Below are 24,245 nucleotides of genomic sequence, written 5' to 3'. Positions count from 1 at the left end.
TTACAGCAACTTTACCAGCATCGTGAGTTCAAATGACTGGAACATCCACAGCTGGCGCGTCATCGATAAGAGCCGCGCCCTGACGCAAAACCTGGTGAATATGGAAACCGGCCTGCGCGGCTATGCGATCAATGGTAAAGAGGAGATGCTGGATCCGTGGAAAACAGGCCAGGCGGATTTCCTGAAAGAGTTGCAGGAGGCGAAATCGCTGACCGCAGATAATCCGGCGCAGCAGGCGCGCCTGAATACACTATTACGCCAGCAGCAGGCGTGGCAGGAAAGCTTTGCCACGGCGCTGCTGAATCACCGCCAGGCGCTCAACGCCGGTACCCTGTCGCAGAGCGACTTTAACGCCGCGTTTGACGCCAACAGCGGCAAACCGCAGATGGATCAGATGCGCCAGACCATTGCGGCGATCGTCAGCGGCGAAACCAGCCTGCTGACTCAGCGTCAGCAGTCGGTAAGCGCCGTTGAGACGCAGACCCGGCTGACGCTGTTTATCGGCGCGCTGCTGGGATTAGCCATCGCCTCTGCGGCGGGCTATCTGCTTGCCCGTTCGATTACGCGTCCGCTGGCGGAGGCGGTGAACGCGGCGCAGGCGATCGCCGCTGGCGATCTCTCTACCGCACTTGTGGCGCACTCCACCGATGAAACCGGCGTGTTGATCGCCACCTTCAAAACCATGCAGGATCAGCTGAAGCAGGTGGTTTCTGATATCCAGCGCGCGGCCTTCTCCATCGACAACGCCTCTAAAGAGGTCGCGCTGGGCAACACCGACCTCTCCGCGCGCACCGAGCAGCAGGCCGCCTCGCTGGAGGAAACCTCGGCCAGCATGGAGCAGTTAACCGCCACCGTCAGACAAAACGCCGCAAATGCGCAACACGCCAGCACGCTGGCGTCTGACGCCTCGCACGTTGCCCAGCAGGGCGGCGACGCAGTGGATCGCGTGGTGACCACCATGGCCGATATTTTCAGCAGTTCGAAGAGCGTGGTGGATATTATCGGCACCATTGAAAGCATCGCGTTCCAGACCAATATTCTGGCGCTGAACGCCGCCGTCGAAGCGGCGCGCGCCGGCGAGCAAGGCCGCGGCTTCGCCGTGGTTGCCAGCGAAGTGCGTGCGCTGGCGCAGCGCAGCGCCACCGCCGCGAAAGAGATTAAATCGTTAATCGAGGCCTCTAACCACCGCATTGCCGAAGGCAGCGAGCTAGCGGCGCAGGCGGGCAACACCATGAACGGCATCGTCAGCGCTATCAGCGACGTGTCGAGCATCATGTCGGAAATCTACACCGCCTCCGGCGAGCAGGTTAACGGCATCGAGCATGTCGGCATCGCCATTACTCAGATGGACGAGGTGACGCAGCAGAATGCCGCGCTGGTGGAGCAGGCCGCCGCCGCCGCCGCGTCTCTGGAAGAGCAGGCGGCGCAGCTAAGCCGCGCCACGGCGATCTTCAAGGTCGCCTGAGATCCCTGCCCCTTATGAAAAAAAACCTCGCCGCCGTGTAATGCTTGTCAGTTAAGGTCATGTTCAGGTAAGGCCGCCTTTTTCTCAAAATGGCGGCCTTTTCGTATACGCGTATGAGCATGCTGGTGCGGGCCACTGCACCTCCTCTGCTGCCGGGCCGTCCTCGCGCCGCTGCGCGGTGCCTTCGGCTGCAACGTCTTGCCGGACGGACCGTTCGGGTACGGCCATCCTGGCCTCCCCGAACTGCCTGTCGCCTCCCTGCGACCGGCTCCTGGCACAACGTCTCCGCCTCAGCGCTGCGAATAGCCCTCTACAGCAGAGGAGGCGCAGTGGCCTCAGACAGGGTGCCCTTTGCAGCAGCTCGAAAGGAAGCTGGCCAGCAGGCTGGTGCCGCTCAGGGGCGGGTATTTCGCAGCGCGGAACAGAATGAGTCAGCCAGGAGAGCACGCAGGGAAGCGGGCGAAAGGTGGGGCTGGAACAGGGATGTTCCATCCCCACCGGTCCGTCAGGCAGGCGAATGGCGTGAAGGTACCGCGTCAGCGGCGCGAGGACCGCCCGCCCCTGAGCGGCACCAGACTGCGTTATCACCCCATGCTTAACTGCCACGCGAGGTTTTTGATGGGTTGATAGCCCTCCCCACCTCCAGAGCAACAGCGTCTCTGTCAGCAGGTCCGCGTTTTACTGCTACCTTTTACAGATAACCCCTTGTTTTAGCGGTGAGCGACATTGCCATCCTTGCGTAACAGGACAACGGAGCGATCCGTGCTGCTGTTCCTGCTTTTTATCAGCCTGTTTATTGTCACCGCCTGTAGCTGGGCGTTATGGAAATCCTGGCAGGATCGGCTGCAGGATATCTCGATCCAGGCGCGCAACCAGTCGCTGTCGCTTTCCCGCCAGGCGCAGGACACCTTTCTTCAGGTCAGCATCGCGCTGGACGAGATCGCGCGTCAGCGGGAGGCGCTGTTCAGCCGCCCGGCGAGCTACAGCGGCAGCCACGGCATTCTGGCGGGCCTCTCTGTGCCTCTGCCGCAGCTGGCGGGCCTGTTTGTCTATGACAAAGCGGGCAACTGGCTGGCAACCTCGCGCGGATATGTCGATCCTCAGATGAATAACGCCGATCGGGAATATTTTATCTGGCACCGCGACCACGCAAACCCTGGCGTGCGTATCGGCAACGTGGTAAACAGCCGCAGTTCCGGCGAGCTGGTTATCCCGGTTTCGCTGCGCCTGAACGACGATGAGGGCAATTTTATGGGGGTGGCGCTCGGCACGGTGAAAGTCAGTTTTTTCCGCCAGTTCTACGGCTGGTATGAGCAGATGCCGGGCGACCTGCTGGCGCTGATGAACACCGACGGCCTGCTGCTCTATGCGCGCCCCTTTCCCGACCGCGTCATTAACCGCAGCCTCTCTTCCAGTCCGCTGTTTACCACCCTGCTAAGCCAGTCGCGCATCGGCAGCGCCACCTGGAAGAGTCGTCTGGATGGCAAGGAGCGGCTGTTCGGCTATGCCCGGCTGGAACGCTATCCGCTGGTGGTAGCCGTGGGCTACGAAACCCGGGCCATCCGGCACGCCTGGTGGATGAGCAATATCACCGCCATCAGCGTGAACGTTTTCACCTGGCTGCTGGTGCTGCTGTTCGGCTTCCAGATCCTGCGTCAGCTGCGCGCCAACCGGCTGAGCCAGCAGGCGCTCATTCGCAGCCAGGATGAGCTAAAGCGGCTTAACGGCACCCTGAGCGATCTGGCGATGCTCGACGGGCTAACCGGGCTGGGCAACCGGCGCCAGTTCGATTTCTATCTGGAGAAAAGCCTGAACGGCGCGATGACGCCGGTTTCCCTGATTATGTTCGATGTAGATTACTTTAAGCGCTACAACGACGCGTACGGACATATCGCCGGTGACCGCTGTCTGCAGGCGGTGGCGGCGGTGCTTAAGCACCTTCCGCTGCGCAGCACCGACCGCGTTACGCGCTACGGCGGCGAGGAGTTCGCCATTATCTTGCCGGGCACCGAGGCGCGGGATGCGGAGAAGGTGGCGTTCCGGGCGCTGGAGGCGATTCGCCGCGCGGCCTTGCCTCACGAGGCCAGCGAGCTACCGGAAAAAATCGTGACGCTCAGCGCCGGGATCGGCGCCTCCGTTCCTGGCGGCACGCCGGATGCCCTGAAGCTGGCCGCCGACGAGGCGCTCTACACGGCGAAAAAATCGGGACGCAACTGCATCGCCGGCATGCAGGGCATCTGCCTGCTGTAGGCTAAAACTCCGACGCCTCGCCCGGCAGCGGCACGGAAAGCGGCTGCCCTTCTACGCCTGCATAGAAGATCACTAACTCCGCCGGCTGGTCGCGGGTATAGCCGCGATGGGCGCTGTCGAGGGTTTCATTGATCGCCTCACCGGCCTTTACGCTGTGCGTCGCGCCGCTCGCTTTGTCCTCAATGGTCAGCTCGCCGGAGAGCAGATAGGCGGTGTTGGGCATGGGATGGGTATGCCAGGGCAGCTCGCTATGCGCCGGCAGCGACATACGCATCACCGTAATCTGCGGCTTGCCGACTGGGTAGGCGTCATAGGCCTGACCGTTCCACGCGGTGCCGCTTTGCAGTACCTGTTTATGAACGGGCTCGGTTTTTTCATCCTTCATCGTTGCTCCTGCTAATTAGGGTCTGGTTCGAGTGTAGCTTAGCCACGTCGTACCGCCGTTCTGAACGCGCGGATCCTAACCAACTGTTATCCATCGATGAAATAGCTGCTGCTGTTTCCTTGCCTGTAAGCGGGATATCGACGGATAATCCCCTGTGGCGATCGGGAATGACCTCGACGTTGTCACCGCGCAACCCAAGGCAGTGCATTTATATGTTTTCTTTTTTTAATGAAGCGTTAAACCAGGCGAGTGCCTATGCCCTACGATAACGTCTACGCCGAAAAGCGGCTGCCTGGCGCCTTTCGCCGCAGCTGGCACCATTTTTATCGCAACCCCACCGCGATGATCGGCCTGTACGGCTTCGCCGCCCTGCTGTTTCTTTGTCTGTTCGGCGGATTGCTGGCGCCCTACGGCATCGATCAGCAGTTTCTCGGCTATCAGCTGCTGCCGCCCTCCTGGTCGCGCTACGGCGACGTCTCTTTCTTCCTCGGCACCGACGATCTCGGCCGGGATGTGCTGAGCCGCCTGTTGAGCGGCGTCGCGCCGACGGTGGGCTCGGCGATTCTGGTGACGCTGTTCGCCACGCTGTGCGGCCTGGTGCTGGGCGTGCTGGCGGGGATCACCCGCGGTTTGCGTTCGGCAGTGATGAATCACGTGCTGGATACGTTGCTGTCGATCCCGTCGCTGCTGCTGGCGATTATCGTGGTGGCATTTCTCGGCCCGCGGCTGGAGCATGCGCTGCTGGCGGTGTGGCTGGCGCTGTTGCCGCGGCTGGTGCGCGACATTTACAGCGCGGTGCATGACGAGCTTGAAAAAGAGTATGTGGTGGCGGCGCGTCTCGACGGCGCCAGCAACCTCGATATTTTACGCCACGCGCTGCTGCCGAACGTGCTGCCGACGCTGATCAGCGAAGTGACGCGCTCGCTGTCGATGGCGATCCTCGATATCGCCGCGCTCGGCTTTCTCGATCTCGGCGCGCAGCTGCCCTCGCCCGAATGGGGCGCGATGCTCGGCGATTCGCTCGAGCTGGTCTATGTGGCGCCCTGGACCGTGATGCTGCCCGGCGTGGCGCTGATGATCAGCGTTTTAATTGTTAACCTGCTGGGCGACGGTATTCGCCGCGCTGTAGAAGCGGGAGTGGAATAATGCCGTTACTCGATATCCGTAATCTGACCATTGAATTTATGACCGCAGAGGGTCCGGTTAAAGCGGTGGATCGCATCAATCTGACGCTGACGGAAGGCGAAGTGCGCGGGCTGGTCGGCGAGTCGGGCTCCGGTAAAAGTCTGGTGGCGAAGGCGATTTGCGGCGTCACCAAGGATAACTGGCGCGTCACCGCCGACCGTATGGTGTTTGACGATGTCGATCTGCTGCGCCTGTCGCCGCGCGAGCGGCGCCGTATCGTCGGGCGCAACTTCTCAATGATTTTTCAGGAGCCGCAGTCCTGTCTCGATCCCTCTGAGCGCATTGGCCGCCAGCTGATGCAGGCGATCCCACGCTGGACCTTTAAAGGGCCCTGGCTGCGCCGCTTCTGGTTCTGGCGCAAAACCCGCGCCATCGAGCTGCTGCACCGCGTCGGCATCAAAGATCACAAAGATATTATGCGCAGCTTTCCCTACGAGCTGACCGAAGGGGAGTGCCAGAAGGTGATGATCGCTATCGCGCTGGCCACCCAGCCGCGTCTGCTGATCGCCGACGAGCCGACCAACGCCATGGAGCCGACGACGCAGGCGCAAATATTCCGCCTGCTGAGCCGCCTTAATCAGAACAACAACACCACCATTCTGCTGATAAGCCACGATCTGCGCACCATGAGCCAGTGGGCGGATCGCATTAACGTCATGTACTGCGGCCAAACCGTGGAGACCGCCGGCAGCAGCGATCTGATGACCACGCCGCACCATCCCTACACCCAGGCGCTGATCCGCGCGATGCCCGATTTTGGCCGCTCGCTGCCGCACAAGAGCCGGCTCAACACGCTCTCCGGCGCCATTCCCTCGCTGGAAAGCCTGCCGATTGGCTGCCGCCTCGGCCCGCGCTGTCCCTATGCGCAGCGCAAATGCGTCGAAACGCCGCGTCTCAGCGGCAGTAAAACGCATCTGTTCGCCTGCCACTTCCCGCTAAATATGGAGGAGCAGTAATGGAGACGCTGCTTGAAGTGCGCAACCTCAGCAAGACCTTTCGCTATCGCACCGGCCTGTTTCGCCGCCAGCACGTCGAGGCGGTAAAATCGGTGAGCTTTACCCTGCGCGAGAAGCAGACGCTGGCGATTATCGGCGAGAACGGCTCCGGCAAGTCGACGCTGGCGAAGATGCTGAGCGGCATGGTGGCCCCGAGCGCGGGCGAGATCCTGATTAACGATCACCCGCTGCAGTTTGGCGACTACGGCTACCGCAGCCAGCGCATCCGCATGATATTTCAGGATCCCTCTACCTCGCTCAATCCGCGCCAGCGCGTCAGCCAGATCCTCGATCTGCCGCTGCGGCTGAACAGCGACCTGGCGCCCGAGGCGCGCGAAAAACGCATTATCGCCACGCTGCGTCAGGTGGGCCTGCTGCGCGACCACGCCGGCTACTATCCCCATATGCTGGCGCCCGGCCAGAAGCAGCGCCTTGGCCTGGCGCGCGCGCTGATCCTGCAGCCGAAGGTGATTGTCGCCGACGAGGCCCTCGCCTCGCTCGATATGACCATGCGTTCACAGCTGGTCAACCTGATGCTGGAGCTACAGGAGAAACACGGCATCACCTATATTTATGTGACGCAGCATCTCGGCATGATGAAGCATATCAGCGATCAGGTGCTGGTGATGCATCAGGGGGAAGTGGTGGAGCGCGGCGGCACCGCCGACGTGCTGGCTTCTCCACTGCACGATCTGACTAAACGATTGATTTCGAGCCACTTTGGCGAAGCGCTGACGGCGGAAGCCTGGCGCCGGGCGCGCTAAATCAGGTTGGTTTACCCCATTTGCCCGAGACGTGCTAGAATCGCTCGTCGATTAACGTCGGTCGCTTATTTTTTAACCGGTGCGACCGCCAACAACAATGACCATAAGGATTACAGCTATGGGTTTTCTTTCCGGTAAGCGCATTCTGATTACTGGCGTTGCCAGTAAACTCTCTATTGCCTACGGAATTGCGCAGGCGATGCACAAGCAGGGCGCAGAACTGGCTTTCACCTACCAGAACGACAAACTGAAAGGTCGTGTGGAAGAGTTTGCTAAAGATCTGGGTTCAGACATTGTGCTGCCGTGCGATGTGGCCGAAGACGAGAGCATCAAATCGCTGTTTACTGAACTGGCAAAAACCTGGCCAAAATTTGACGGTTTCGTTCACTCCATCGGCTTCGCTCCTGGCGACCAGCTGGATGGCGACTATGTGAACGCCGTTACCCGCGAAGGCTTTAAGATTGCTCACGACATCAGCGCCTACAGCTTCGTTGCGATGGCGAAAGAGTGCCGCGAGATGCTGAACCCGGGCTCTGCCCTGCTGACGCTCTCCTACCTGGGCGCAGAGCGCGCTATCCCGAACTACAACGTGATGGGTCTGGCGAAAGCGTCGCTGGAAGCCAACGTGCGCTATATGGCGAACGCGATGGGTCCGGAAGGCGTGCGCGTTAACGCCGTTTCCGCCGGTCCGATCCGTACCCTGGCGGCGTCAGGCATCAAAGATTTCCGTAAGATGCTGGCGCACTGCGAAGCGGTTACCCCGATTCGCCGCACCGTCACCATCGAAGACGTCGGCAACTCTGCCGCGTTCCTCTGCTCTGACCTGGCCGGCGGCATCACCGGTGAGGTGGTTCACGTTGACGGCGGCTTCAGCATCGCCGCGATGAACGAGCTGGAACTGAAGTAAGTTTTAAGGGCGAGCCTGGCTCGCCCTCTCTTTATCTGCGCAATTTTCCCGCCTTATAGCATCCCGCTATTAATTATCACCGATCAATCTTTTGCACTTCACACCGCTCAGGCGACGATAGGCCAGCCCCCGGGCGCGCGTCACGGTTTCGGATTCACGCCATGCGCGACGTGCCAGCTATTTGCAAAAGGACTAACCATGGAACTACGCCGCTATCCCGGCCATAACCACTGGTTTTACGAGAGCCAGACCAGCCCGCATGCCGTTCAGGCCGAACCGCTGGTTCCCGAAGCTGCCCTTATTAACGACCGTTTTCTGCTCGGTTTACAGCAGGAGGCGAGCGCACTGCAGCCGCTGCTGCAGGCCAGCCAGCCGATGCTGCTCGCCTCGCGCGATCTCAGCCAGCTGCTGTTTCCCGATCGCGTCACGGCGACGCTTACCCATACGCTGACGCTTTACGACCGTCTCAGCACCGCGCTGACCGTGGCGCAGGTCGCAGGCGTGCAGCGGCTGTGCAATCACTATTCGGCGCGTCTTAATCCGCTGCCGGGACCTGATTCGTCGCGCGAGAGCAATAACCGCCTGACGCAGCTGACCCAGTATGCACGCCAGCTGGCGATGCAGCCGTCGCTGATCAACGCCGCGGCGCTTAAGGCGCTGGACGCGGTCGGCCTGACCGAGCCGGATATCGTCACCCTGAATCAGATCATCGGTTTTGTCAGCTATCAGGCGCGTATCGTGGCCGGTTTGCAGGCGCTGCTGGCGCTGCCGGTGCGCTGGCTGCCGGGCATTACGCCACCGCCCGACGCCGCGCGCGACGGGTTTTCGCAGCCGCAGAAATGGCAGCCGGGCGTGAAGCCGCTGGAGCTGCGCTACGCCAGCGCCGATCAGCTTGCCGCCGTCACCTTCTGTCAGCCGCACGCCGATCTCGCCGACGCGGTGTGGCTGCTGGCGCACGACGCCGCCGCGCTCTACGGCTGGCAAACCCTGCGCCAGCGCATCAATCCGACGGCATTAACCTCGCTGGCGGAGGCGACCTGCGCGCGCGCGCTTGGCAGCCGCTGGGCGTTTCAGTTTTTCCCGCAAGAGGTGCGCGACGCGCTGCTGGAATCGGTTGATGACGCCGCCGCTCAGGCGACGACGCAGGGACGTGTGGTGGCGATGGCGGCGCAGCTGACGCGATCGCCGGAACGCTTTAGCGCGGCGCACCTGCAGCCGCTGGTCAATGAAGGCTGGCAGCCGGAGGCGCTGTTCGCCCTGATCCAGGCGGTGGCGATCGGCAACTGGAACAGCCGGCTGTTTTACGCCATGGGCGAAGCGGCGTAGCCCTCAAGGTGGCTGCGCGCCTCGTCGAAGAAGTGTTGCGACAGCGGCGAGGCGCGGCCCGGTTCGGCGATTACCAGCGCCGCCTGGCGCGCCATATGCGTAATGGCGATCGGCCGCTGCGCCATGCCGCTCAGCATAGAGGGCAGCAGATGGCCGACCGGCGACACCAGCACCCCCAGCCCGACCTGCGCGCTTTGCACCAGTTCGAGAATCGACGCGCTCTCCACCATCACCTGCGGCGTTAAGCCCGACTCGCGAAAGGCCATATCGAGATAGCGACGAAAATAGCGCGTTGGCTCTGAGAGACAGAGCGGCAGTTCAGCGAGCTGCGCGAGCGCCAGCGGTTCGCTGCCCACCAGCGCGGGAAAAGCGGCGGGATCGAATATCGCCTCGACGCCGCGCTCCGGCAGAAACGCCGTCTGGAAATGCAGCTCGCGCAGCGTTGCCAGCTCAAAAAAGCCGATGCCGACGTCGACCGTATGGCTGTTGAGCGCCTCCAGCAGCTGATCGGCGCTGAGCGCGGCGATGCGGTAGTTAAGCTGCGGATAGCGCCCCTGCACCCTTTTCAGCAGCTCTGGTAGCGCCACGCTGCACTGCGGCATGACGCCAATGCGCAGCGTGCCGTTGACGCCGTGCTTGAGCGATTCCACCTCCAGCTTCAGCCCCTGATAAACCGAGACGATTTCGCGCGCCCACGCCAGCACGCGATCCCCTTCCGGCGTGAAGCCGACAAAGTTATTGCTGCGGTTGATCAGCGACAGGCCGAGTTCGCGCTCGAGGTTTTTCAGGCGCATCGAAAGCGTCGGCTGGCTGACGAAGCTGGCTTCCGCCGCGCGGCCGAAATGGCGCTCGCGTTCGAGGTTGCAGAGGTATATCAGCTGTTTAATGTCTATTTTTCTTACCTATCAATAACTTAATTATTTTTCTCTGTGTGCCAGATTAAAATTGTGTACAAACGGATGCACTAAATAAAAAATGCCTGTCATTTAGGGTGAATCTTCAAACAGCGCCACCATCTTGTCAACGTGGAGACCAAAATGAGAGCGGAGGTTACTGCGCTCAGATCGACGGCCGGAACTCATCATAATCATCGACAATAGTGGCAGTAACTTTACCCAGTACGATGATTCCTACCAGAACTTCCCTATCGATGGTTTTGCTGGCTTGCGGGAGCTAAATGCCATCACGCTGATGTGCTTACCAAGCAGCTCAAGGTTTTTCACCTTATCCGGCTACTTAATTTCTTAAGGATGTTCTCCATTGTCGTTTCATCGAAGTTGGTGACGGTAGTGAGAATATCCAGACCATTTAGTGTTGTGCGCCATACCTTCGGCCACTCCTGGACCATCTTCAACCCGCCGTCATTCTTCTGGATGTCGTGCACATCCATTTCGTCTATCTCAACCAAGCGGCGAAGTACGTAATCTGCGTTTACCTCTACCCTTTCGTTGCGCTCTGATTTAATATCAATGTTTTTCCTCACCGCTCGGCCACAAGCCAAATATAATAGCCGTGCAGCTTGCTATGCAGCGACATGCGCCTTACTGCAGATTATAGGGTGTTAACTGCTCAGCGGCACATACTCCATCTTGAACACGTTATCAGGCGCGAGCTACATCCATGCGCCATCTAATGCACCCGGTATCTGGGACATCTACCCAATTAAAAAGCCTCCCTAAGGAGGCTCTAAATTACGCTTTGAAACCTGGCTTATTGTTAGCCTTGCGCCAGGTTTTAACTTCCTCAACAACTTTTTCAGGGGTCAAATTTGGATCGTCATTATAATAAATTAAATCGGAGCCATCAGGATGTTCACTTACAGCAATAAAATTTTCCAGCAGCTGATCCTGGTATGCTTCACCACCTTTAGCGCTAAAAATTTCACTCACAAGCTGGGTGAACTCGGCTTCTGAATAATCCTGAAAAATTTTTTTAAGTTCCATTTTTTCTCCCTTACTTATTTGAGTGAATTTCAATGTGACGCTTAGGTGTTACTACACGAATGTTATCAACATCATATACCTCACCGCCCTGAGAGATAAGTTTAACATGATGAAGCTCGAAAGAGCGCCGACCGCCAACACTCTCTTTCATGGGGGCTCGAGGAGCCAGACCATTCTTCATGCGATCCACATTGGTTTTATTGAACTGCCCAGCAAGTTGAGAATCTACAGCAATCTCTCTCCAAAATGCATCACGGAAAGCATCGAAGCTGCGATACTCTTTACCAGACAATTTATCAACTATGCGTGTAGGTACTGGAACGCCTGACTCTTTACCTGAGGTAGCAAGCCATTGCCCAGCAACATCGGTTCCTTTACCTTCAACTTTTCCAGGAAGATCACGCGCACTCTGCAACATGATATAAGTTGGCTTTAAACCTGTCTCTTCAGGAAAAATCAATATAGCATCCCTGAAATCCATGTCGTCAGCCATAGGGAAACCTTCTACCACAGGCGATGTATTTACAGGATTCTGATTGCCTGTATTTCCCGGCACGGCGTTACTGTGTACAGGCGTAACGAGTGGTGGTAGCCCTTTATAGCCGGGAGCATTCTCCGGTGATACGAGTATAGTTCGAGAAGGAAGCCCGCTTTCTGCCGGAATAGAAACTGAATAGAGACCCGTAACCTTGTCAACAGATGCTTTTAGTACCCGTACGGCACTCGGATTGACAGTACGAACCAGAAAAGTTTTAAGCGTGTTTTCTGTATAGTAGAGACGGCCTCTCACAGCCATATTTACTGTACCGTTAACATCACCTGCAACTTTTAACTCTGCATCTGAGGGCAATTTAATTGCGTCTGCAGGCATCGCGGAAAGGAACATATTAATGTCCTCACGACCAGGTACCTTATCACTTGCCTCACCTGCATTCGGTACGTAAGCCACTGATGCAATTAATGCGCCGATACCGCTCCCAGAAATGACCGTCCCAAGAAGTTCAGCGACTACTGTACGAATTGATGACCATGCTGCAGTAGTGACAGCTTCACTTAGCGTAAAACCACCCAGCCCTGTTTCAGCAAATACGATCGGAGATGCAGAAACAGCAGCTGCCGGAAACCCAGCGAAACCGAAAACGTTCTGCTCTTCGAGTTTAGAACGAGCAGCCTCCAGAGCTGCAGCCTGAGTCGCTGCTTCGGCTTTTTCTTTAGCTTTTGCAGCAGCGTCTGCCAGTGCTTTTGCCGCAGCGGCTTGTTCAGCTTTTATACGAGCGGCTTCAGCTGCTTGACGTGCAGCTTCAGCTTGCCGTTTTGCTTCTGCATCAGCCTTAGCCTTTGATAATTTTGTATCCGCTGCTGCCTTAGCTGCATTGGCCGCATTAACTGAAGCCTGAGCATTATTGACATTTGCCTGTGTGGCATTTTGTTGATCAACAGCATCATTTAAGACGGCTTGAGCACTCTCCATCGCTTTTTTATTACTATCAGCAATTGCCATTGCTGCTAAAAATTGGCGATAACCTGGAAACGTCGGTTCATTTGCAAACTTAGAGAGTTCGCCTACTTTCTGATGTGCGGTTTGATAACGGGATTGCGCGGAATTAAATTCATTCTGTCTCTGGGAGACTACACCATTTGCTGCAGCGAGCGAGTTTTTAGCGTTAGCCAAAGCCGTATTTGCAGCATTAACTGAATTTTGAGCATTATCAGCGTCGCGCTGAGCTGCTTCAACTGGATGAGCAGCATCCCATTCAGCCTGTTTACGCTTAGCCTCTTCCTCTGCTTTACGCTTAGCTTCAGCAGCAGCAGCTTCCTCTGCAGCCTTTTTCGCAGCAGCGGCGGCAGCAGCTCTTTTAGCATCTAATTGAACTTGAACCAGAGCACGGGCTTGTGTTTGACGTGCAGTTTCGCCATTTCTCCAGTCCTTGCGGTTAGACAGAATGGGACGTGAATATAAGCTGATACCTGTAATATTGTCATTCCCATCTACCGTTACAGTATAGATATAGCCATCTACTGCGGAGCGATATCCTGAAGCAACTGGTGCAGTAACGTTAGTGCGTAAATTATCACGACTATCACTACCTGTTTTTCCATCAGACCAGTGAATAGAATTATCACTAACCCACCTCATACCGCCGGTAATATCAATACGTACTTGACCATCAACAATTACAGCTGAGGTTGGCTTGCCCGCATCATATGTATAGTAACCATTACCTCCAGTATTGCCTGACGAGCCAGATCCCATGTTTACCCCGCCAGTAGGACCTCGGCCACCGCCACCAAACTGATTATTGTGAGCATTGTCAAAACCATTTCCTGAACCCATACAATTCCTCTTTGAAGTAAAATTAAGCAAAAAAAATAGTGTACAAACAAGCAGTTAAATTCGGTTATATGAATCCCTTTTCCTGCCTGCAATACTGTATAAAACGGTAATTTCAACTAGTTACTGGGAACGAATCTACTAGCCACTTAGATAAGCTGTAACTTAATTTACACGTCATACTTTAAAACAGAGAGGTAGTCGCGACCTAGTCATTCCTGTTTGTTAGTGACTGTCACAAAAGACCTTGAGGAATTTGTATGCGTGATAAATTAAAAAAAATTGCTATCCCAATGAGTCACACCTTTTAGATAGCCGCTTCACATTGGAAAGGTGCCATTTTATTGAAAGTAACTTGTGGAATTCCTTCAGGCATGAAAATTTATTTCAGGCACTGTTCTCTGAGAATGAAATAATCCCGTTCAGCAGAATCAGTAAGTCCGGGGCGGGCTGCATCATCCATGCTGGCGGTTCCGGCGGAGGGTTGCTTCGGACAAATCGCATTGAGCTTCAACCGGCGCTTGCCTGAAGCAACATCGCGTTGCAGTTAATCAATAGTCGCCTGAGCATCGGCTAACTCCTTTAAGTATTTCGCAGCGAGAGCGGCCACGCCTCGCTGGCACACCTGCATGCCATCAATAGTCTGTTGGCGTTCGGTTGCCAGGCTGTCGGCGACAGCGTATTTATCGTGGTAGAAGTCAGCTATCCGGCAGACTGCCAACAGCAACACCAGCAGCAGGCCGTTAATCAGCGTTCGCCAGCTAGATGTCATCTGGACCTTCCGCCAGACACATTGAGCATTCCATGAACTGCTCAGTTAAAAACGAGAAAAGGCCACCCAATGGCGGCCTTGTATAAGTAAGGTAATTCGGATGAACAAAAGAAAATCAGGCAGCAAGCGGCTGCGGATTTATTTGCATCATGGCCGACTTACAAAATATGCATTTTGCGCCAAGCGGGTTTTTGACGTTAATGTCAAAAACGGAGCGGCGATATTGCGAGCCCTGACAGTGCGGGCAGCGAAGTAACATCATAACTGAGATAATTTTTTAGCATCCTGTATCGTTTGCAGCGGATGGACGTGTTTGACCATCCTGCGCAGTGAATTCTACTTTCTGGCTTAAACCTTTAACCGTGCCGAGCATAGGCTTCGATATCACGCTTCTTACTTACAACCTGCTAACAATGATAGCTGAATGGCGCAGACACAGCGGGACAATTAAGATAAAACGCAAAGCACTGGTTTGCTGTTACACTCTTTGCAGCGTATTGAACCTAACTAAGGTGATGAATTTATTATCAACAAGGAGAAAGAAGTGAAAAACAAAATTTATCTTCCGCAGTTCGATATCAGCGCAGACGTGGAGATATTTGGTAATAAAGTCACGGTGCGCTATGAAGGAAACGAACATTTTCCCAAGCGCCTGAAGGTTAAAGAGCAATATTTTGTGGTTATCGACGGCCAGGAAAAGACCATGGTGCTTGAACGTAAAGCGATCGGTTCCTGGCAGTTCTCCCTTCAGTCATAATGGCGTGATCCCCACCTTCACTTACCGACTCCGTAAGGTGGGAATACGCCGTGATGCTATTTCTTTTCGCGATCCTCGTAGGGATCTTTTTTGTCATCATTGTGATCGTCGCGGGTACGCGGAATCTCACCGTGTTCAGCAGGCGCATCGGTCGCCGGATGATCGTCCTCTTCATAGGCGTTGTGGACGTGCGGCGTGCTTTCGGGCGCGCTCTTGCTGACGTCCCCTTCCTGCTTGCGTTCTTCATTGGTCTTATGCTTAAACATTTCCGTCTCCTTGTCTGCTTCCAGTCTGTTAAGTGTAGACCTAAATCGCCTTACGCCACGCCGAGCGCGCTTTTCACCTCGTTGGCGATCTTCTCTACCTGCGGGCCGTAGATCACCTGAATATCATGTTCGCTGACGCGGTTGACCCCGTTGGCGCCCGTTGTCAGCAGCGTCTGATCCACCACCTCTTTCATATCCTTCACCCGCACGCGCAGACGGGTAAAGCAGCAGTCAACATCCTCAATATTCCCCTGCCCGCCCAGCCCGCTGATGATCACCTGGGTGCGCTGATCCGCCGCCACCAGCTGCGGTTTTTCCTCTTCCGATTCGCGTCCCGGCGTCTCTACGTTCATGCGCGTAATCACAAAGCGGAACGCGTAGTAGTAGAGCGGCGCGTAGATGGCGCCCAGCGCCAGCGTCCACCACCAGTGGGTTTTGCTGCCGCCGAGGATGCCGAAGACCACCAGGTCGATCACGCCGCCCTGCACGTTGCCGATCATCAGGTGCAGCATCGACATCAGCATAAATGAGAGGCCGGTCAGCACCGCATGCAGCAAATAGAGCACCGGCGAGACAAAGATAAAGCAGAACTCCAGCGGCTCGGTGATGCCGGTGGTAAAAGAGGTGAGCGCGCCCGCCATCATCAGTGCCTTCACCCGCTGTTTATGCTCCGGTCGCGCGGTGTGGTAGATCGCCAGCGCGGCGGCCGGCAGGCCGAACATCATCACCGGGATTTTGCCCTGCGCCAGAAAGCGGGTGGCGCTGCGCAGCGTCTCATCCGGCACCGAACCGGGATGGGTCAGCGAGGCGTTGAAGATATTGAGCGCGCCCACCAGCGTCTGTCCGTCGACCGTAGCGATGCCGCCAATCGGGGTGAAACGCACCGTTTCATTGAGAATATGGTGCAGCCCGGTGGGGATCAGAATGCGCTCCGCAGTGCCGAGCAGAAAAGCACCGTACTGCCCGCTCTGGCCGATCAGCTGGCCAACCCAGGCGATGCCCGCGCCGAGGGTCGGCCAGATCAGCGCCAGCAGCACGCCCACCAGCGGCAGAAACACCACGGTGACAATCGGCACAAAGCGACGGCCGCCGAAAAAGCTGATGGCGGTGGGCAGCTGCTGGGTATAGAAGCGGTTATGCAGCAGCACCGTCAGCAGCCCGGCGATGACGCCGCCCAGCACGCTCATGTTGTAGGTGAAGATGCCCAGCATCTGGATATATTCCGCCGAGGTCATCATCGCCGCGGTCTGATCCATGCCCGCCCGCTGCAGCGCGTCCGGCGTGGTGGTCGCCGCCGTCAGCCCTTTCGCCGCCAGCGTGGCGTTGATGCCGACGTTCATGGCGATGTAGCCAATCACCGCGGCGAAGGCCGCCGTCGGCTTTTCCGCTTTCGCCAGGCCGATGGCGCTGGCCACGGCGAAAAAGAGCGGCAGGTTGGCGAACAGCGCGCCCGCCACTTTGCGGATGAAACCGATAATCAGCTGCGGCACCTGCATCTGAGCAAAGGCGTCGCCGGTGATCGCCGGGTTCTGCATCGCCGCCGCCAGGCCGAGAAAGATCCCCGCCGCCGCAATCACCGATATCGGCATCATTAGCGCCTTGCCAAAGGCATGGATCTGACTGCTGAGCTGTTTCATAAGGTGCGCCCTTTCCAAGGAAGATGAGCAAGTATTGACCCGATGCGCCGGTAACTCCCGTTATGAGCAGGTTAACAGCGGGTAAACTTTGAACAGCATCACATTTCCATTACCCACGCGATAAACGCGGGCTATCGCACCATTAAGTCAATCAATTAGACAACTTATGATTGCAGTCGCACACTTCCCTCACCGTCAGGATATATCCTGATAACAAACTTCCTACAAAAAACATAAGCCTGCACTCACCATGAAATTCAAACGTAAAATTAAGCCTTACCGCGCCGCCGCGGGCGGTTGGGGTTCACTGGAAGCGACCACCCGTTTCGTTCTCGACAGCAAAGCCGCACTGAAAAATATGCGCAACCTGATGCGCATGAACAAAGCGCGCGGCTTCGACTGCCCGGGCTGCGCCTGGGGCGACGACAATAAAAGCACCTTTAGCTTCTGCGAAAACGGCGCCAAGGCGGTGACCTGGGAAGCGACGCGTCGCGTGGTCGATACCGACTTCTTCGCCCAGCACAGCGTCACCAAACTCTACGCGCAGAGCGACTACTTTCTTGAGTACCAGGGTCGTCTGACCCATCCGCTGCGCTATAACGCTGAAACCGACCACTATGAGCCGATCGGCTGGGACGACGCCTTTGCGCTGATCGCGCAGCATATCAAGGCGATGGACAATCCGGATCAGATGGAGCTTTACACCTCCGGCCGCGCCAGCAACGAAGCCTCCTGGCTCTATCAGCTGTTTGGCCGCCTGGTGGGCACCAACAACTTCCCGGACTGCTCCAATATGTGTCACGAAGCGAGCGGTGCCGGCCTGAAACGCAGCATCGGCGTCGGCAAAGGCACCATTCGCCTCGACGACTTCGACCATGCCGACGCGATTTTCGTCTTTGGTCAGAACCCAGGCACCAACCATCCGCGCATGCTGCACAGCCTGCGCCACGCTGCCGACCACGGCGCGAAGATCGTTACCTTTAACACCCTGCGCGAGCGCGGCCTCGAGCGTTTCGCCGATCCGCAGAAGCCGCTGGAAGTGGTTACCTCTATGGCGGGCACCATCAGCTCCACCTATTACCAGCCGAACCTCGGCGGCGATATGGCGGCGGTGCGCGGCATGGTGAAAGCGCTGCTGGAAACCCATCGCGCACGTCTGGCGGCGGGCGAGAAAGGCCTGTTCGACGAAGCCTTTATCAACGCCACCACCCACGGCATCGAGGCCTACTTCGACGCGGTGGACAACACTGACTGGATGCAGATCGTGCAGCAGTCCGGCCTGAGCGAAGCGCAGATCCGCGAAGCGGCGGCGATTTACCAGAGCGCCGATCGCGTCATCATTACCTGGGCGATGGGTATCACCCAGCACAAGCACTCGGTCGACACGGTGCGCGAGATCGTTAACCTGCAGCTGCTGTTCGGCCAGCTCGGCAAGAAAGGCGCTGGCCTCTGCCCGGTGCGCGGCCACAGCAACGTGCAGGGCAACCGCACCATGGGCATCGACGAGAAGCCGAGCAAGGCGTTCCTCGACGCGCTGGGCAGTCACTTCGGCTTCGAGCCGCCGCGCGAGCACGGCCACAACACCGTTGAAGCGCTGAACGCCATGCTGCGCGACGAGATCAAAGTGCTGATCGCGCTGGGCGGCAACCTGGCGGCGGCAGCGCCTGACTCGCCGCGCACCGAAGAGGCGCTGCAGCGCTGCGGCCTGACGGTGCATATCAGCACCAAGCTCAACCGCAGCCATCTGGTGCCGGGCGCGGAAAGCCTGATCCTGCCGACCCTGGGCCGCACCGAGCGCGACATCCAGGCTGGCGGCAACCAGTTCATCACGGTAGAAGACTCCTTCAGCATGGTGCACGCCTCTGAGGGCATCGGTATTCCGCTGGCGGAGACGCAGCGCTCTGAGACCGCTATCGTGGCGGGCATCGCGCATGCGGTGCTGGGCGACGAGAAGGTGCAGTGGCAGGATCTGGCGGCCGATTACAACCTGATCCGCAACCATATCGCCGCGACTATCCCGGGCTTCGCCGACTTCAACCTGAAGTGCGATCAGCCAGGCGGCTTCTATCTGGGCAACGCCGCGGCAGAGCTGCGTTTCAACACCCCGACGCAGAAGGCGGAGTTCAGCAGCGCGTCGCTGCCGGCGTCGCTCTTCCCGCAGGATATCGCCGAGGTGCCGTTTACGCTGCAGACCCTGCGCTCCCATGACCAGTACAACACCACAATTTACGGCCTCGATGACCGTTATCGCGGCGTCTACGGCCAGCGCGAAGTGGTGTTTATTAACCCGGAAGATATGCAGGCGCAGGGCTTTAGCGAAGGTCAGCTGGTGGATATCGAAACCCTGTGGAACGACGGCATTACGCGTCGCGTCAGCGGGTTCAAACTGGTGCCCTATAATATTCCGCGCGGCAACCTCGCGGCCTATTATCCGGAAACCAACCCGCTGGTGCCGCTTAACAGCTTCGGCGACGGCAGCGGCACGCCAACCTCGAAATCGGTTCCGGTGAAGCTGGAACTGGCGGTTTCCGCCCCGACGCAACGTATCGCCTGACGCCTCGCGTTACGCCTCTAAAAGCCGGTTAATCCGGCTTTTTTCCCCCTTTTTGCCTTGCCGCGCGCCCCTGATTCGCGTAAAACTAGCAGCCGCTCTTAGGCCACGAAACTAAACTACTATGTTCCAGGATAATCCGCTGCTCGCGCAGCTTAAAGAGAAGCTCCACGCGCAGACGCCTCGCGCAGAAGGTGTTGTTAAAGGCACCGAAAAAGGTTTCGGCTTTCTTGAAGTCGACGCGCAGAAAAGCTATTTCATCCCGCCGCCGCAGATGAAGAAGGTGATGCACGGCGACCGCGTCTCCGCCATCATCCACAGCGATAAAGATCGCGAAAGCGCCGAGCCGGAAACGCTGATCGAACCTTTCCTCAGCCGCTTTGTCGGCCGCGTTCAGAAGAAAGACGATCGTCTCTCTATCGTGCCGGATCATCCGCTGCTGAAAGATGCGATCCCCTGCCGTCCGGTGCGCGGCCTGAGCCATGATTTTCAGGCGGGCGACTGGGCCGTGGCCGAGATGCGCCGCCATCCGCTGAAAGGCGACCGCGGCTTCTACGCCGAACTGACCGAATTTATCGTTAAAGCCGACGACCATCTGGCGCCGTGGTGGGTCACGCTGTCGCGCCATAACCTGGAGCGCGAAGCGCCGCAGGTCGGCTTTGGCGAAATGCAGGACGAACAGCTGACGCGCGAGGATCTCACCGCGCTCGAGTTCGTCACCATCGACAGCGCCAGCACCGAAGATATGGATGACGCGCTCTACGTCGAAGAGAACGCCGACGGCACGCTGCGCCTGACCATCGCCATCGCCGATCCTACCGCTTACGTGCCGGAAGGCAGCGAGCTGGACAAGCTGGCGGCGCAGCGCGCCTTCACCAACTACCTGCCGGGCTTTAATATCCCGATGCTGCCGCGCGAACTCTCCGACGACGTCTGCTCGCTGCGTCCCAACGTGCGCCGCCCGGCGCTGGCCTGCCGCGTCACCGTTGCGCAGGACGGCACGCTGGGCGACGACGTGCATTTCTTCGCCGCCTGGATCGAGTCAAAAGCCAAACTGGTTTACGACGAGGTGTCTGACTGGCTGGAAAACAAGGGCGAGTGGCAGCCGCAGAGCGAGGCGATCGCTCAGCAGATCCGTCTGCTGCACCGCATCTGCCTGGCGCGCAGCGAATGGCGCCACAACCACGCGCTGGTGTTTAAAGATCGTCCCGACTACCGCTTTGTGCTGGGCGAGAAAGGCGAAGTGCTGGATATCGTCGCCGAGCCGCGCCGCATCGCCAACCGCATGGTTGAAGAGGCGATGATCCTCGCTAACGTCTGCGCCGGTAAGGTGCTGCGCGAGAAGTTGGGCTTCGGCGTTTACAACGTGCACACCGGCTTCGACGCCACCAACGCCGAGCAGGCCGCCGCCGTACTGGCAAGCCACGGCGTGACGGTGGACGCCGCCGCTATCACTACGCTGGAAGGCTTCCGCCAGCTGCGTCGTGAACTGGATGCGCAGCCGACCCAGTACCTCGACAGCCGCATCCGCCGCTTCCAGTCTTTCGCCGAGATCAGCACCGAGCCAGGCCCCCATTTCGGTCTGGGTCTGGAGGCGTACGCCACCTGGACCTCGCCGATCCGTAAATCGGGCGACATGATTAACCATCGCCTGCTGAAAGCGATTATCCGCGGCGAGCAAGGCGCCCGTCCGGACGAGGCGCTGACGACCACCATGAGCGAGCGTCGCCGCCTTAACCGCATGGCAGAACGCGACGTCGGCGACTGGCTCTATGCGCGCTGGCTGACGCCGCACGCCGGCACCGACCGCAGGTTCAGCGCGGAGATCATCGACGTGTCGCGCGGCGGCATGCGCGTGCGCCTGCTGGAGAATGGCGCGGTCGCCTTTATTCCGGCGCCCTTTATCCATGCGGTGCGCGACGAACTGGTGTGCAGCCAGGAAAGCGGCACGGTGCAGATCAAAGGCGAAGTGGTCTACCGCGTGACCGACGTGATTGACGTAACCATCGCCGAAGTGCGCATGGAAACGCGTAGCGTGGTGGCGCGCCCGGCCGTCTGAGCCTGAACAAGGCGGGATAATTGCCCTTATCCCGCCTTGCTTTCTCCTTTTTGCACAAATGTTAAATTTGTTCCCCGCTTCACACTTCTCGACACATTAACTTTCACTTACATTCCATTACATTACCTTTGACTCGTTGTCGTTGAACGTCCCTTTCGGTTCATACAAGGAGTGAGGTCATGAAGAACGTCAAAACCAGCGCCATCTGGTTAGCGGTGGCGTTAGTCGGCGCGGGCGCTTTCGCCATGCTGGCGTTAAACCGCGGCGAGCACGTTAACGCGGTCTGGCTGGTGGTGGCCGCCGTCGCCTGCTACAGCATCGCCTATCGCTTTTACAGCCTGTTTATCGCGCGCAATATCTTTGAGCTGGACGACCGACGCCGCACGCCGGCCGAGCGTTTGAACGATGGCCTCGACTATGTGCCGACCAATAAATGGGTGCTGTTCGGTCACCATTTTGCCGCTATCGCGGGCGCGGGCCCGCTGGTCGGCCCGATCCTCGCGGCGCAGATGGGCTTTCTGCCCGGCACCCTCTGGATCCTCATTGGCGTGATGCTGGCGGGCGCGGTGCAGGATTTCCTCGTGCTGTTTATCTCGACCCGCCGCGACGGCCGCTCGCTGGGGGAGATGGCGCGTCAGGAGCTGGGCGCGTTCGCCGGCGTCATCACCATGCTCGGCGCGCTCGGGGTGATGATCATTATCCTCTCCGCGCTGGCGCTGGTGGTGGTCAAGGCGCTGGCCAACTCGCCGTGGGGACTCTTTACCATCGCTGCGACCATTCCCATCGCGCTGCTGATGGGCGTCTATATGCGCTTTATCCGACCGGGTAAAATCGCGGAGGTGTCGCTGATCGGCTTTGTGCTGATGATGGCGGCAATTATCTATGGCGGCAACGTGGCGCAGGATCCCTACTGGGGCCCCTTCTTCACCCTGAAAGGCACCTCGCTCACCTGGGTGCTGGTGATCTACGGCTTCGTCGCCTCGGTGCTGCCGGTCTGGCTGCTGCTGGCGCCGCGCGACTACCTTTCGACCTTCCTGAAAATCGGCGTGATCGTCGGGCTGGCGATCGGCATCGTCTTCGCCATGCCGGAAATGAAAATGCCGGCCGTAACGCGTTTTATCGACGGCAGCGGCCCGGTCTTCTCCGGCGAGCTGTTCCCGTTCCTGTTTATCACCATCGCCTGCGGCGCGATTTCTGGCTTCCATGCGCTGGTCTCCAGCGGCACCACGCCGAAGCTGGTTGAGCGCGAGAGCCATATCCGCTTTATCGGCTATGGCGCGATGCTGATGGAGTCTTTCGTTGCCATTATGGCGCTGATCTGCGCCTCGGTGATCGACCCTGGCGTCTACTTCGCCATGAACTCGCCCGCCGCGCTGATCGGCACCACGGTAGAGAACGCCTCGCAGGTGATCAACGGCTGGGGCTTTGTGGTGACGCCGGAGATGCTGAGCGGCATCGCGCGCGACGTGGGTGAAGCCTCGGTGCTGTCGCGCGCGGGCGGCGCGCCGACCTTTGCGGTGGGCATGGCGCATATCATCACCGACGTCTTCAACAGCCGGGCGATGATGGCCTTCTGGTATCACTTCGCCATCCTGTTCGAAGCGCTGTTTATCCTGACCGCCGTGGACGCCGGCACGCGCGCCTGTCGCTTTATGGTGCAGGAGCTGGTCGGCACCGTGGTGCCGTCGCTGGCGAACAACCGCTCCTGGGTGGGCAATATGGCGGGCACGGCGGTGGCGGTGGCTGGCTGGGGCTTCTTTGTCTATCAGGGCGTGGTCGATCCGCTGGGCGGCATCAATACCCTTTGGCCGCTGTTCGGCATCGGCAACCAGATGCTCGCCTCGATGGCGCTGATCCTCGGCACCGTGGTGCTGTTTAAGATGAAAAAGCAGCGCTACGCCTGGGTCACCCTTCTGCCGACCGCCTGGCTGTTTATCACCTCGATGACGGCGGGCTGGCAGAAGATTTTTCATCAGAAGCCTTCTATCGGCTTTCTGGCGCAGGCGAATAAATTCCGCAAAGGGATCGACGAAGGGGTGATTATCGCCCCGGCGAAGAGCGTGGCGGATATGCAGACCATCGTCTTCAGCAACCAGATCAACGCCGTGCTGTGCGGCTTCTTTATGCTGGTGGCGGTAACCATGCTGATCGCCGCCTTCTTCGTGATCCGCCGCGCGCTGCAGAGCAGCGTGCCGACCACGCACGAAGCTGAACCGTCGCTGCGCAAGGAGGTGCGCCATGTCTGACGCTATCCGCCGCGTCGCGCGTCCGGCGCGCCTCAACAATATTACCCGCTGCCAGCCGCTCGCCGCTCCGGCGCGGTTCAGCTGGCGACGGCTGTGGCGTGGGCTGCAGCAGAGCTTTCGCCTGATGGTCGGGGTGCATGATTATCAAAATTATCTTCAGCATATGCAGCATCATCACCCGGATCTGACGCCGATGAGCGAGCGAGAATTCCACCGATACTGTCTTGATGCCCGGTTCCCCAGTCAGGCCGGTAAGCTGGGAAAATGTCCTTGTTAAGCAGTGAAGTCGGCCCCGCGACCCGGGGCCTTTTTGTGCCATTCTTTATCAGACTGGAAAATATATTTGGCTGGCATCTTGTGCTGAAGCGGGATGCCGAATACTGTTGATAAAATAATGAGATAACG

20 protein-coding genes and 3 pseudogenes are annotated in these 24,245 nt (G+C 58.3%); 12 read left to right on the top strand and 11 right to left on the bottom strand.

Annotation, left to right across the window (positions count from 1 at the left end; genetic code table 11):
* The first annotated feature begins 22 nt into the window (after window positions 1-22).
* Together MC269_RS08585 and MC269_RS08580 are read left to right on the top strand one after the other, a co-directional pair.
* Complete coding sequence (locus tag MC269_RS08585) at window positions 23-1,465, top strand: methyl-accepting chemotaxis protein (RefSeq protein WP_305802682.1); 1,443 nt, start codon at window positions 23-25, stop codon at window positions 1,463-1,465.
* Window positions 1,466-2,227: 762 nt separating this feature from the next.
* Window positions 2,228-3,715 (top strand): GGDEF domain-containing protein, encoded by a 1,488-nt coding sequence (locus MC269_RS08580; RefSeq protein ID WP_239954853.1) that lies wholly within the window; start codon window positions 2,228-2,230, stop codon window positions 3,713-3,715.
* 1 nt (window position 3,716) lies between these two features.
* Here MC269_RS08580 and MC269_RS08575 read toward each other — a convergent pair whose 3' ends face one another.
* Entirely contained in the window at window positions 3,717-4,100 is a 384-nt protein-coding gene (locus MC269_RS08575; RefSeq protein WP_239954851.1) for a cupin domain-containing protein, read from the bottom strand.
* Window positions 4,101-4,355: 255 nt separating this feature from the next.
* On the opposite strand from MC269_RS08575, the gene sapC reads away from it, so the two are divergent.
* The 5 genes from sapC to MC269_RS08550 all read left to right on the top strand — a co-directional run bounded on the left by sapC (window position 4,356) and on the right by MC269_RS08550 (window position 9,277).
* Window positions 4,356-5,246, top strand: a complete 891-nt coding sequence (sapC, locus tag MC269_RS08570) for a putrescine export ABC transporter permease SapC (RefSeq protein WP_239954850.1) — start codon at window positions 4,356-4,358, stop codon at window positions 5,244-5,246.
* Window positions 5,246-6,241, top strand: coding sequence for a putrescine export ABC transporter ATP-binding protein SapD (sapD, locus tag MC269_RS08565; protein WP_081138151.1), 996 nt, complete (start codon window positions 5,246-5,248; stop codon window positions 6,239-6,241). The genes sapC and sapD overlap by 1 nt, the downstream gene beginning before the upstream one ends.
* Entirely contained in the window at window positions 6,241-7,044 is an 804-nt protein-coding gene (gene sapF / locus MC269_RS08560) for a putrescine export ABC transporter ATP-binding protein SapF (RefSeq protein ID WP_081138149.1), read from the top strand. Before sapD ends, sapF begins: the two co-directional genes overlap by 1 nt.
* Before the next feature lie 118 nt (window positions 7,045-7,162).
* Window positions 7,163-7,951: an enoyl-ACP reductase FabI gene (gene fabI / locus MC269_RS08555; RefSeq protein ID WP_081138147.1), complete on the top strand. Its 789-nt coding sequence runs from the start codon at window positions 7,163-7,165 to the stop codon at window positions 7,949-7,951.
* A gap of 198 nt (window positions 7,952-8,149) precedes the next feature.
* The gene (locus tag MC269_RS08550) at window positions 8,150-9,277 is read left to right on the top strand and encodes an oxidoreductase (protein ID WP_239954848.1); all 1,128 of its coding nucleotides are present in this window, start codon (window positions 8,150-8,152) and stop codon (window positions 9,275-9,277) included.
* Here MC269_RS08550 and MC269_RS08545 read toward each other — a convergent pair.
* The 8 genes and pseudogenes from MC269_RS08545 to MC269_RS08505 all read right to left on the bottom strand — a co-directional run bounded on the left by MC269_RS08545 (window position 9,253) and on the right by MC269_RS08505 (window position 14,586).
* Window positions 9,253-10,170, bottom strand: a complete 918-nt coding sequence (locus MC269_RS08545) for a LysR family transcriptional regulator (RefSeq protein WP_239955095.1) — start codon at window positions 10,168-10,170, stop codon at window positions 9,253-9,255. The two genes, MC269_RS08550 and MC269_RS08545, sit on opposite strands and share 25 nt — an antisense overlap.
* A gap of 273 nt (window positions 10,171-10,443) precedes the next feature.
* A pseudogene (locus MC269_RS08540) lies at window positions 10,444-10,736 on the bottom strand (terminase small subunit); the annotation flags it as partial.
* 232 nt (window positions 10,737-10,968) lie between these two features.
* The gene (locus MC269_RS08535) at window positions 10,969-11,220 is read right to left on the bottom strand and encodes a bacteriocin immunity protein (protein WP_239954846.1); all 252 of its coding nucleotides are present in this window, start codon (window positions 11,218-11,220) and stop codon (window positions 10,969-10,971) included.
* 10 nt (window positions 11,221-11,230) lie between these two features.
* Window positions 11,231-13,555, bottom strand: coding sequence for an S-type pyocin domain-containing protein (locus MC269_RS08530; RefSeq protein ID WP_239954844.1), 2,325 nt, complete (start codon window positions 13,553-13,555; stop codon window positions 11,231-11,233).
* Window positions 13,556-13,939: 384 nt separating this feature from the next.
* Window positions 13,940-14,032, bottom strand: a pseudogene (locus MC269_RS18780) (Rz1 family lipoprotein); the annotation flags it as partial.
* Window positions 14,007-14,066 (bottom strand): annotated as a pseudogene (locus tag MC269_RS08515) (hypothetical protein); the annotation flags it as partial. The pseudogenes MC269_RS18780 and MC269_RS08515, both read right to left, overlap by 26 nt.
* A 33-nt stretch (window positions 14,067-14,099) precedes the next feature.
* Window positions 14,100-14,324 (bottom strand): hypothetical protein, encoded by a 225-nt coding sequence (locus MC269_RS08510; protein ID WP_239954842.1) that lies wholly within the window; start codon window positions 14,322-14,324, stop codon window positions 14,100-14,102.
* 115 nt (window positions 14,325-14,439) lie between these two features.
* The gene (locus tag MC269_RS08505) at window positions 14,440-14,586 is read right to left on the bottom strand and encodes a hypothetical protein (RefSeq protein ID WP_239954840.1); all 147 of its coding nucleotides are present in this window, start codon (window positions 14,584-14,586) and stop codon (window positions 14,440-14,442) included.
* A 282-nt stretch (window positions 14,587-14,868) separates the two neighbouring features.
* Here MC269_RS08505 and MC269_RS08500 point away from each other — a divergent pair, with 282 nt between their 5' ends.
* Window positions 14,869-15,081, top strand: a complete 213-nt coding sequence (locus tag MC269_RS08500) for a hypothetical protein (RefSeq protein WP_239954838.1) — start codon at window positions 14,869-14,871, stop codon at window positions 15,079-15,081.
* 56 nt (window positions 15,082-15,137) lie between these two features.
* Here the strand turns inward: MC269_RS08500 and MC269_RS08495 are convergent, their stop codons facing one another.
* On the bottom strand, window positions 15,138-15,347 hold the full coding sequence (locus MC269_RS08495) for a hypothetical protein (protein WP_123800292.1): 210 nt from the start codon (window positions 15,345-15,347) through the stop codon (window positions 15,138-15,140).
* Window positions 15,348-15,397: 50 nt separating this feature from the next.
* On the bottom strand, window positions 15,398-16,984 hold the full coding sequence (locus tag MC269_RS08490; RefSeq protein WP_239954836.1) for a PTS transporter subunit EIIC: 1,587 nt from the start codon (window positions 16,982-16,984) through the stop codon (window positions 15,398-15,400).
* Window positions 16,985-17,234: 250 nt separating this feature from the next.
* Here MC269_RS08490 and MC269_RS08485 point away from each other — a divergent pair, with 250 nt between their 5' ends.
* From MC269_RS08485 to MC269_RS08470, 4 genes are all read left to right on the top strand, one after another.
* Window positions 17,235-19,538, top strand: a complete 2,304-nt coding sequence (locus tag MC269_RS08485) for an FdhF/YdeP family oxidoreductase (RefSeq protein ID WP_239954834.1) — start codon at window positions 17,235-17,237, stop codon at window positions 19,536-19,538.
* Window positions 19,539-19,659: 121 nt separating this feature from the next.
* Window positions 19,660-21,594 (top strand): exoribonuclease II, encoded by a 1,935-nt coding sequence (locus MC269_RS08480; RefSeq protein WP_239954833.1) that lies wholly within the window; start codon window positions 19,660-19,662, stop codon window positions 21,592-21,594.
* Window positions 21,595-21,773: 179 nt separating this feature from the next.
* Entirely contained in the window at window positions 21,774-23,840 is a 2,067-nt protein-coding gene (locus tag MC269_RS08475; RefSeq protein WP_239954832.1) for a carbon starvation CstA family protein, read from the top strand.
* Window positions 23,833-24,117 (top strand): YbdD/YjiX family protein, encoded by a 285-nt coding sequence (locus tag MC269_RS08470; RefSeq protein WP_239954831.1) that lies wholly within the window; start codon window positions 23,833-23,835, stop codon window positions 24,115-24,117. Before MC269_RS08475 ends, MC269_RS08470 begins: the two co-directional genes overlap by 8 nt.
* The last annotated feature ends 128 nt before the right edge of the window (window positions 24,118-24,245 follow it).

This window comes from Pantoea sp. Z09, assembly GCF_022394795.1.
Classification (GTDB): Bacteria; Pseudomonadota; Gammaproteobacteria; order Enterobacterales; family Enterobacteriaceae; genus Pantoea; species Pantoea latae.
Note: the sequence above shows the minus strand (reverse complement) of the source record. Positions and strands in the feature narration are given on the sequence as shown.

What these genes read in the sequence shown, in the direction of transcription:
- MC269_RS08575 (WP_239954851.1), bottom strand. Translation starts at nt 4,100, where the DNA reads ATGAAGGATGAAAAAACCGAGCCCGTTCATAAACAGGTACTGCAAAGC.
- sapC (WP_239954850.1), top strand. Translation starts at nt 4,356, where the DNA reads ATGCCCTACGATAACGTCTACGCCGAAAAGCGGCTGCCTGGCGCCTTT.
- sapD (WP_081138151.1), top strand. Translation starts at nt 5,246, where the DNA reads ATGCCGTTACTCGATATCCGTAATCTGACCATTGAATTTATGACCGCA.
- sapF (WP_081138149.1), top strand. Translation starts at nt 6,241, where the DNA reads ATGGAGACGCTGCTTGAAGTGCGCAACCTCAGCAAGACCTTTCGCTAT.
- fabI (WP_081138147.1), top strand. Translation starts at nt 7,163, where the DNA reads ATGGGTTTTCTTTCCGGTAAGCGCATTCTGATTACTGGCGTTGCCAGT.
- MC269_RS08550 (WP_239954848.1), top strand. Translation starts at nt 8,150, where the DNA reads ATGGAACTACGCCGCTATCCCGGCCATAACCACTGGTTTTACGAGAGC.
- MC269_RS08535 (WP_239954846.1), bottom strand. Translation starts at nt 11,220, where the DNA reads ATGGAACTTAAAAAAATTTTTCAGGATTATTCAGAAGCCGAGTTCACC.
- MC269_RS08530 (WP_239954844.1), bottom strand. Translation starts at nt 13,555, where the DNA reads ATGGGTTCAGGAAATGGTTTTGACAATGCTCACAATAATCAGTTTGGT.
- MC269_RS08510 (WP_239954842.1), bottom strand. Translation starts at nt 14,324, where the DNA reads ATGACATCTAGCTGGCGAACGCTGATTAACGGCCTGCTGCTGGTGTTG.
- MC269_RS08505 (WP_239954840.1), bottom strand. Translation starts at nt 14,586, where the DNA reads ATGATGTTACTTCGCTGCCCGCACTGTCAGGGCTCGCAATATCGCCGC.
- MC269_RS08495 (WP_123800292.1), bottom strand. Translation starts at nt 15,347, where the DNA reads ATGTTTAAGCATAAGACCAATGAAGAACGCAAGCAGGAAGGGGACGTC.
- MC269_RS08490 (WP_239954836.1), bottom strand. Translation starts at nt 16,984, where the DNA reads ATGAAACAGCTCAGCAGTCAGATCCATGCCTTTGGCAAGGCGCTAATG.
- MC269_RS08485 (WP_239954834.1), top strand. Translation starts at nt 17,235, where the DNA reads ATGAAATTCAAACGTAAAATTAAGCCTTACCGCGCCGCCGCGGGCGGT.
- MC269_RS08480 (WP_239954833.1), top strand. Translation starts at nt 19,660, where the DNA reads ATGTTCCAGGATAATCCGCTGCTCGCGCAGCTTAAAGAGAAGCTCCAC.
- MC269_RS08475 (WP_239954832.1), top strand. Translation starts at nt 21,774, where the DNA reads ATGAAGAACGTCAAAACCAGCGCCATCTGGTTAGCGGTGGCGTTAGTC.
- MC269_RS08470 (WP_239954831.1), top strand. Translation starts at nt 23,833, where the DNA reads ATGTCTGACGCTATCCGCCGCGTCGCGCGTCCGGCGCGCCTCAACAAT.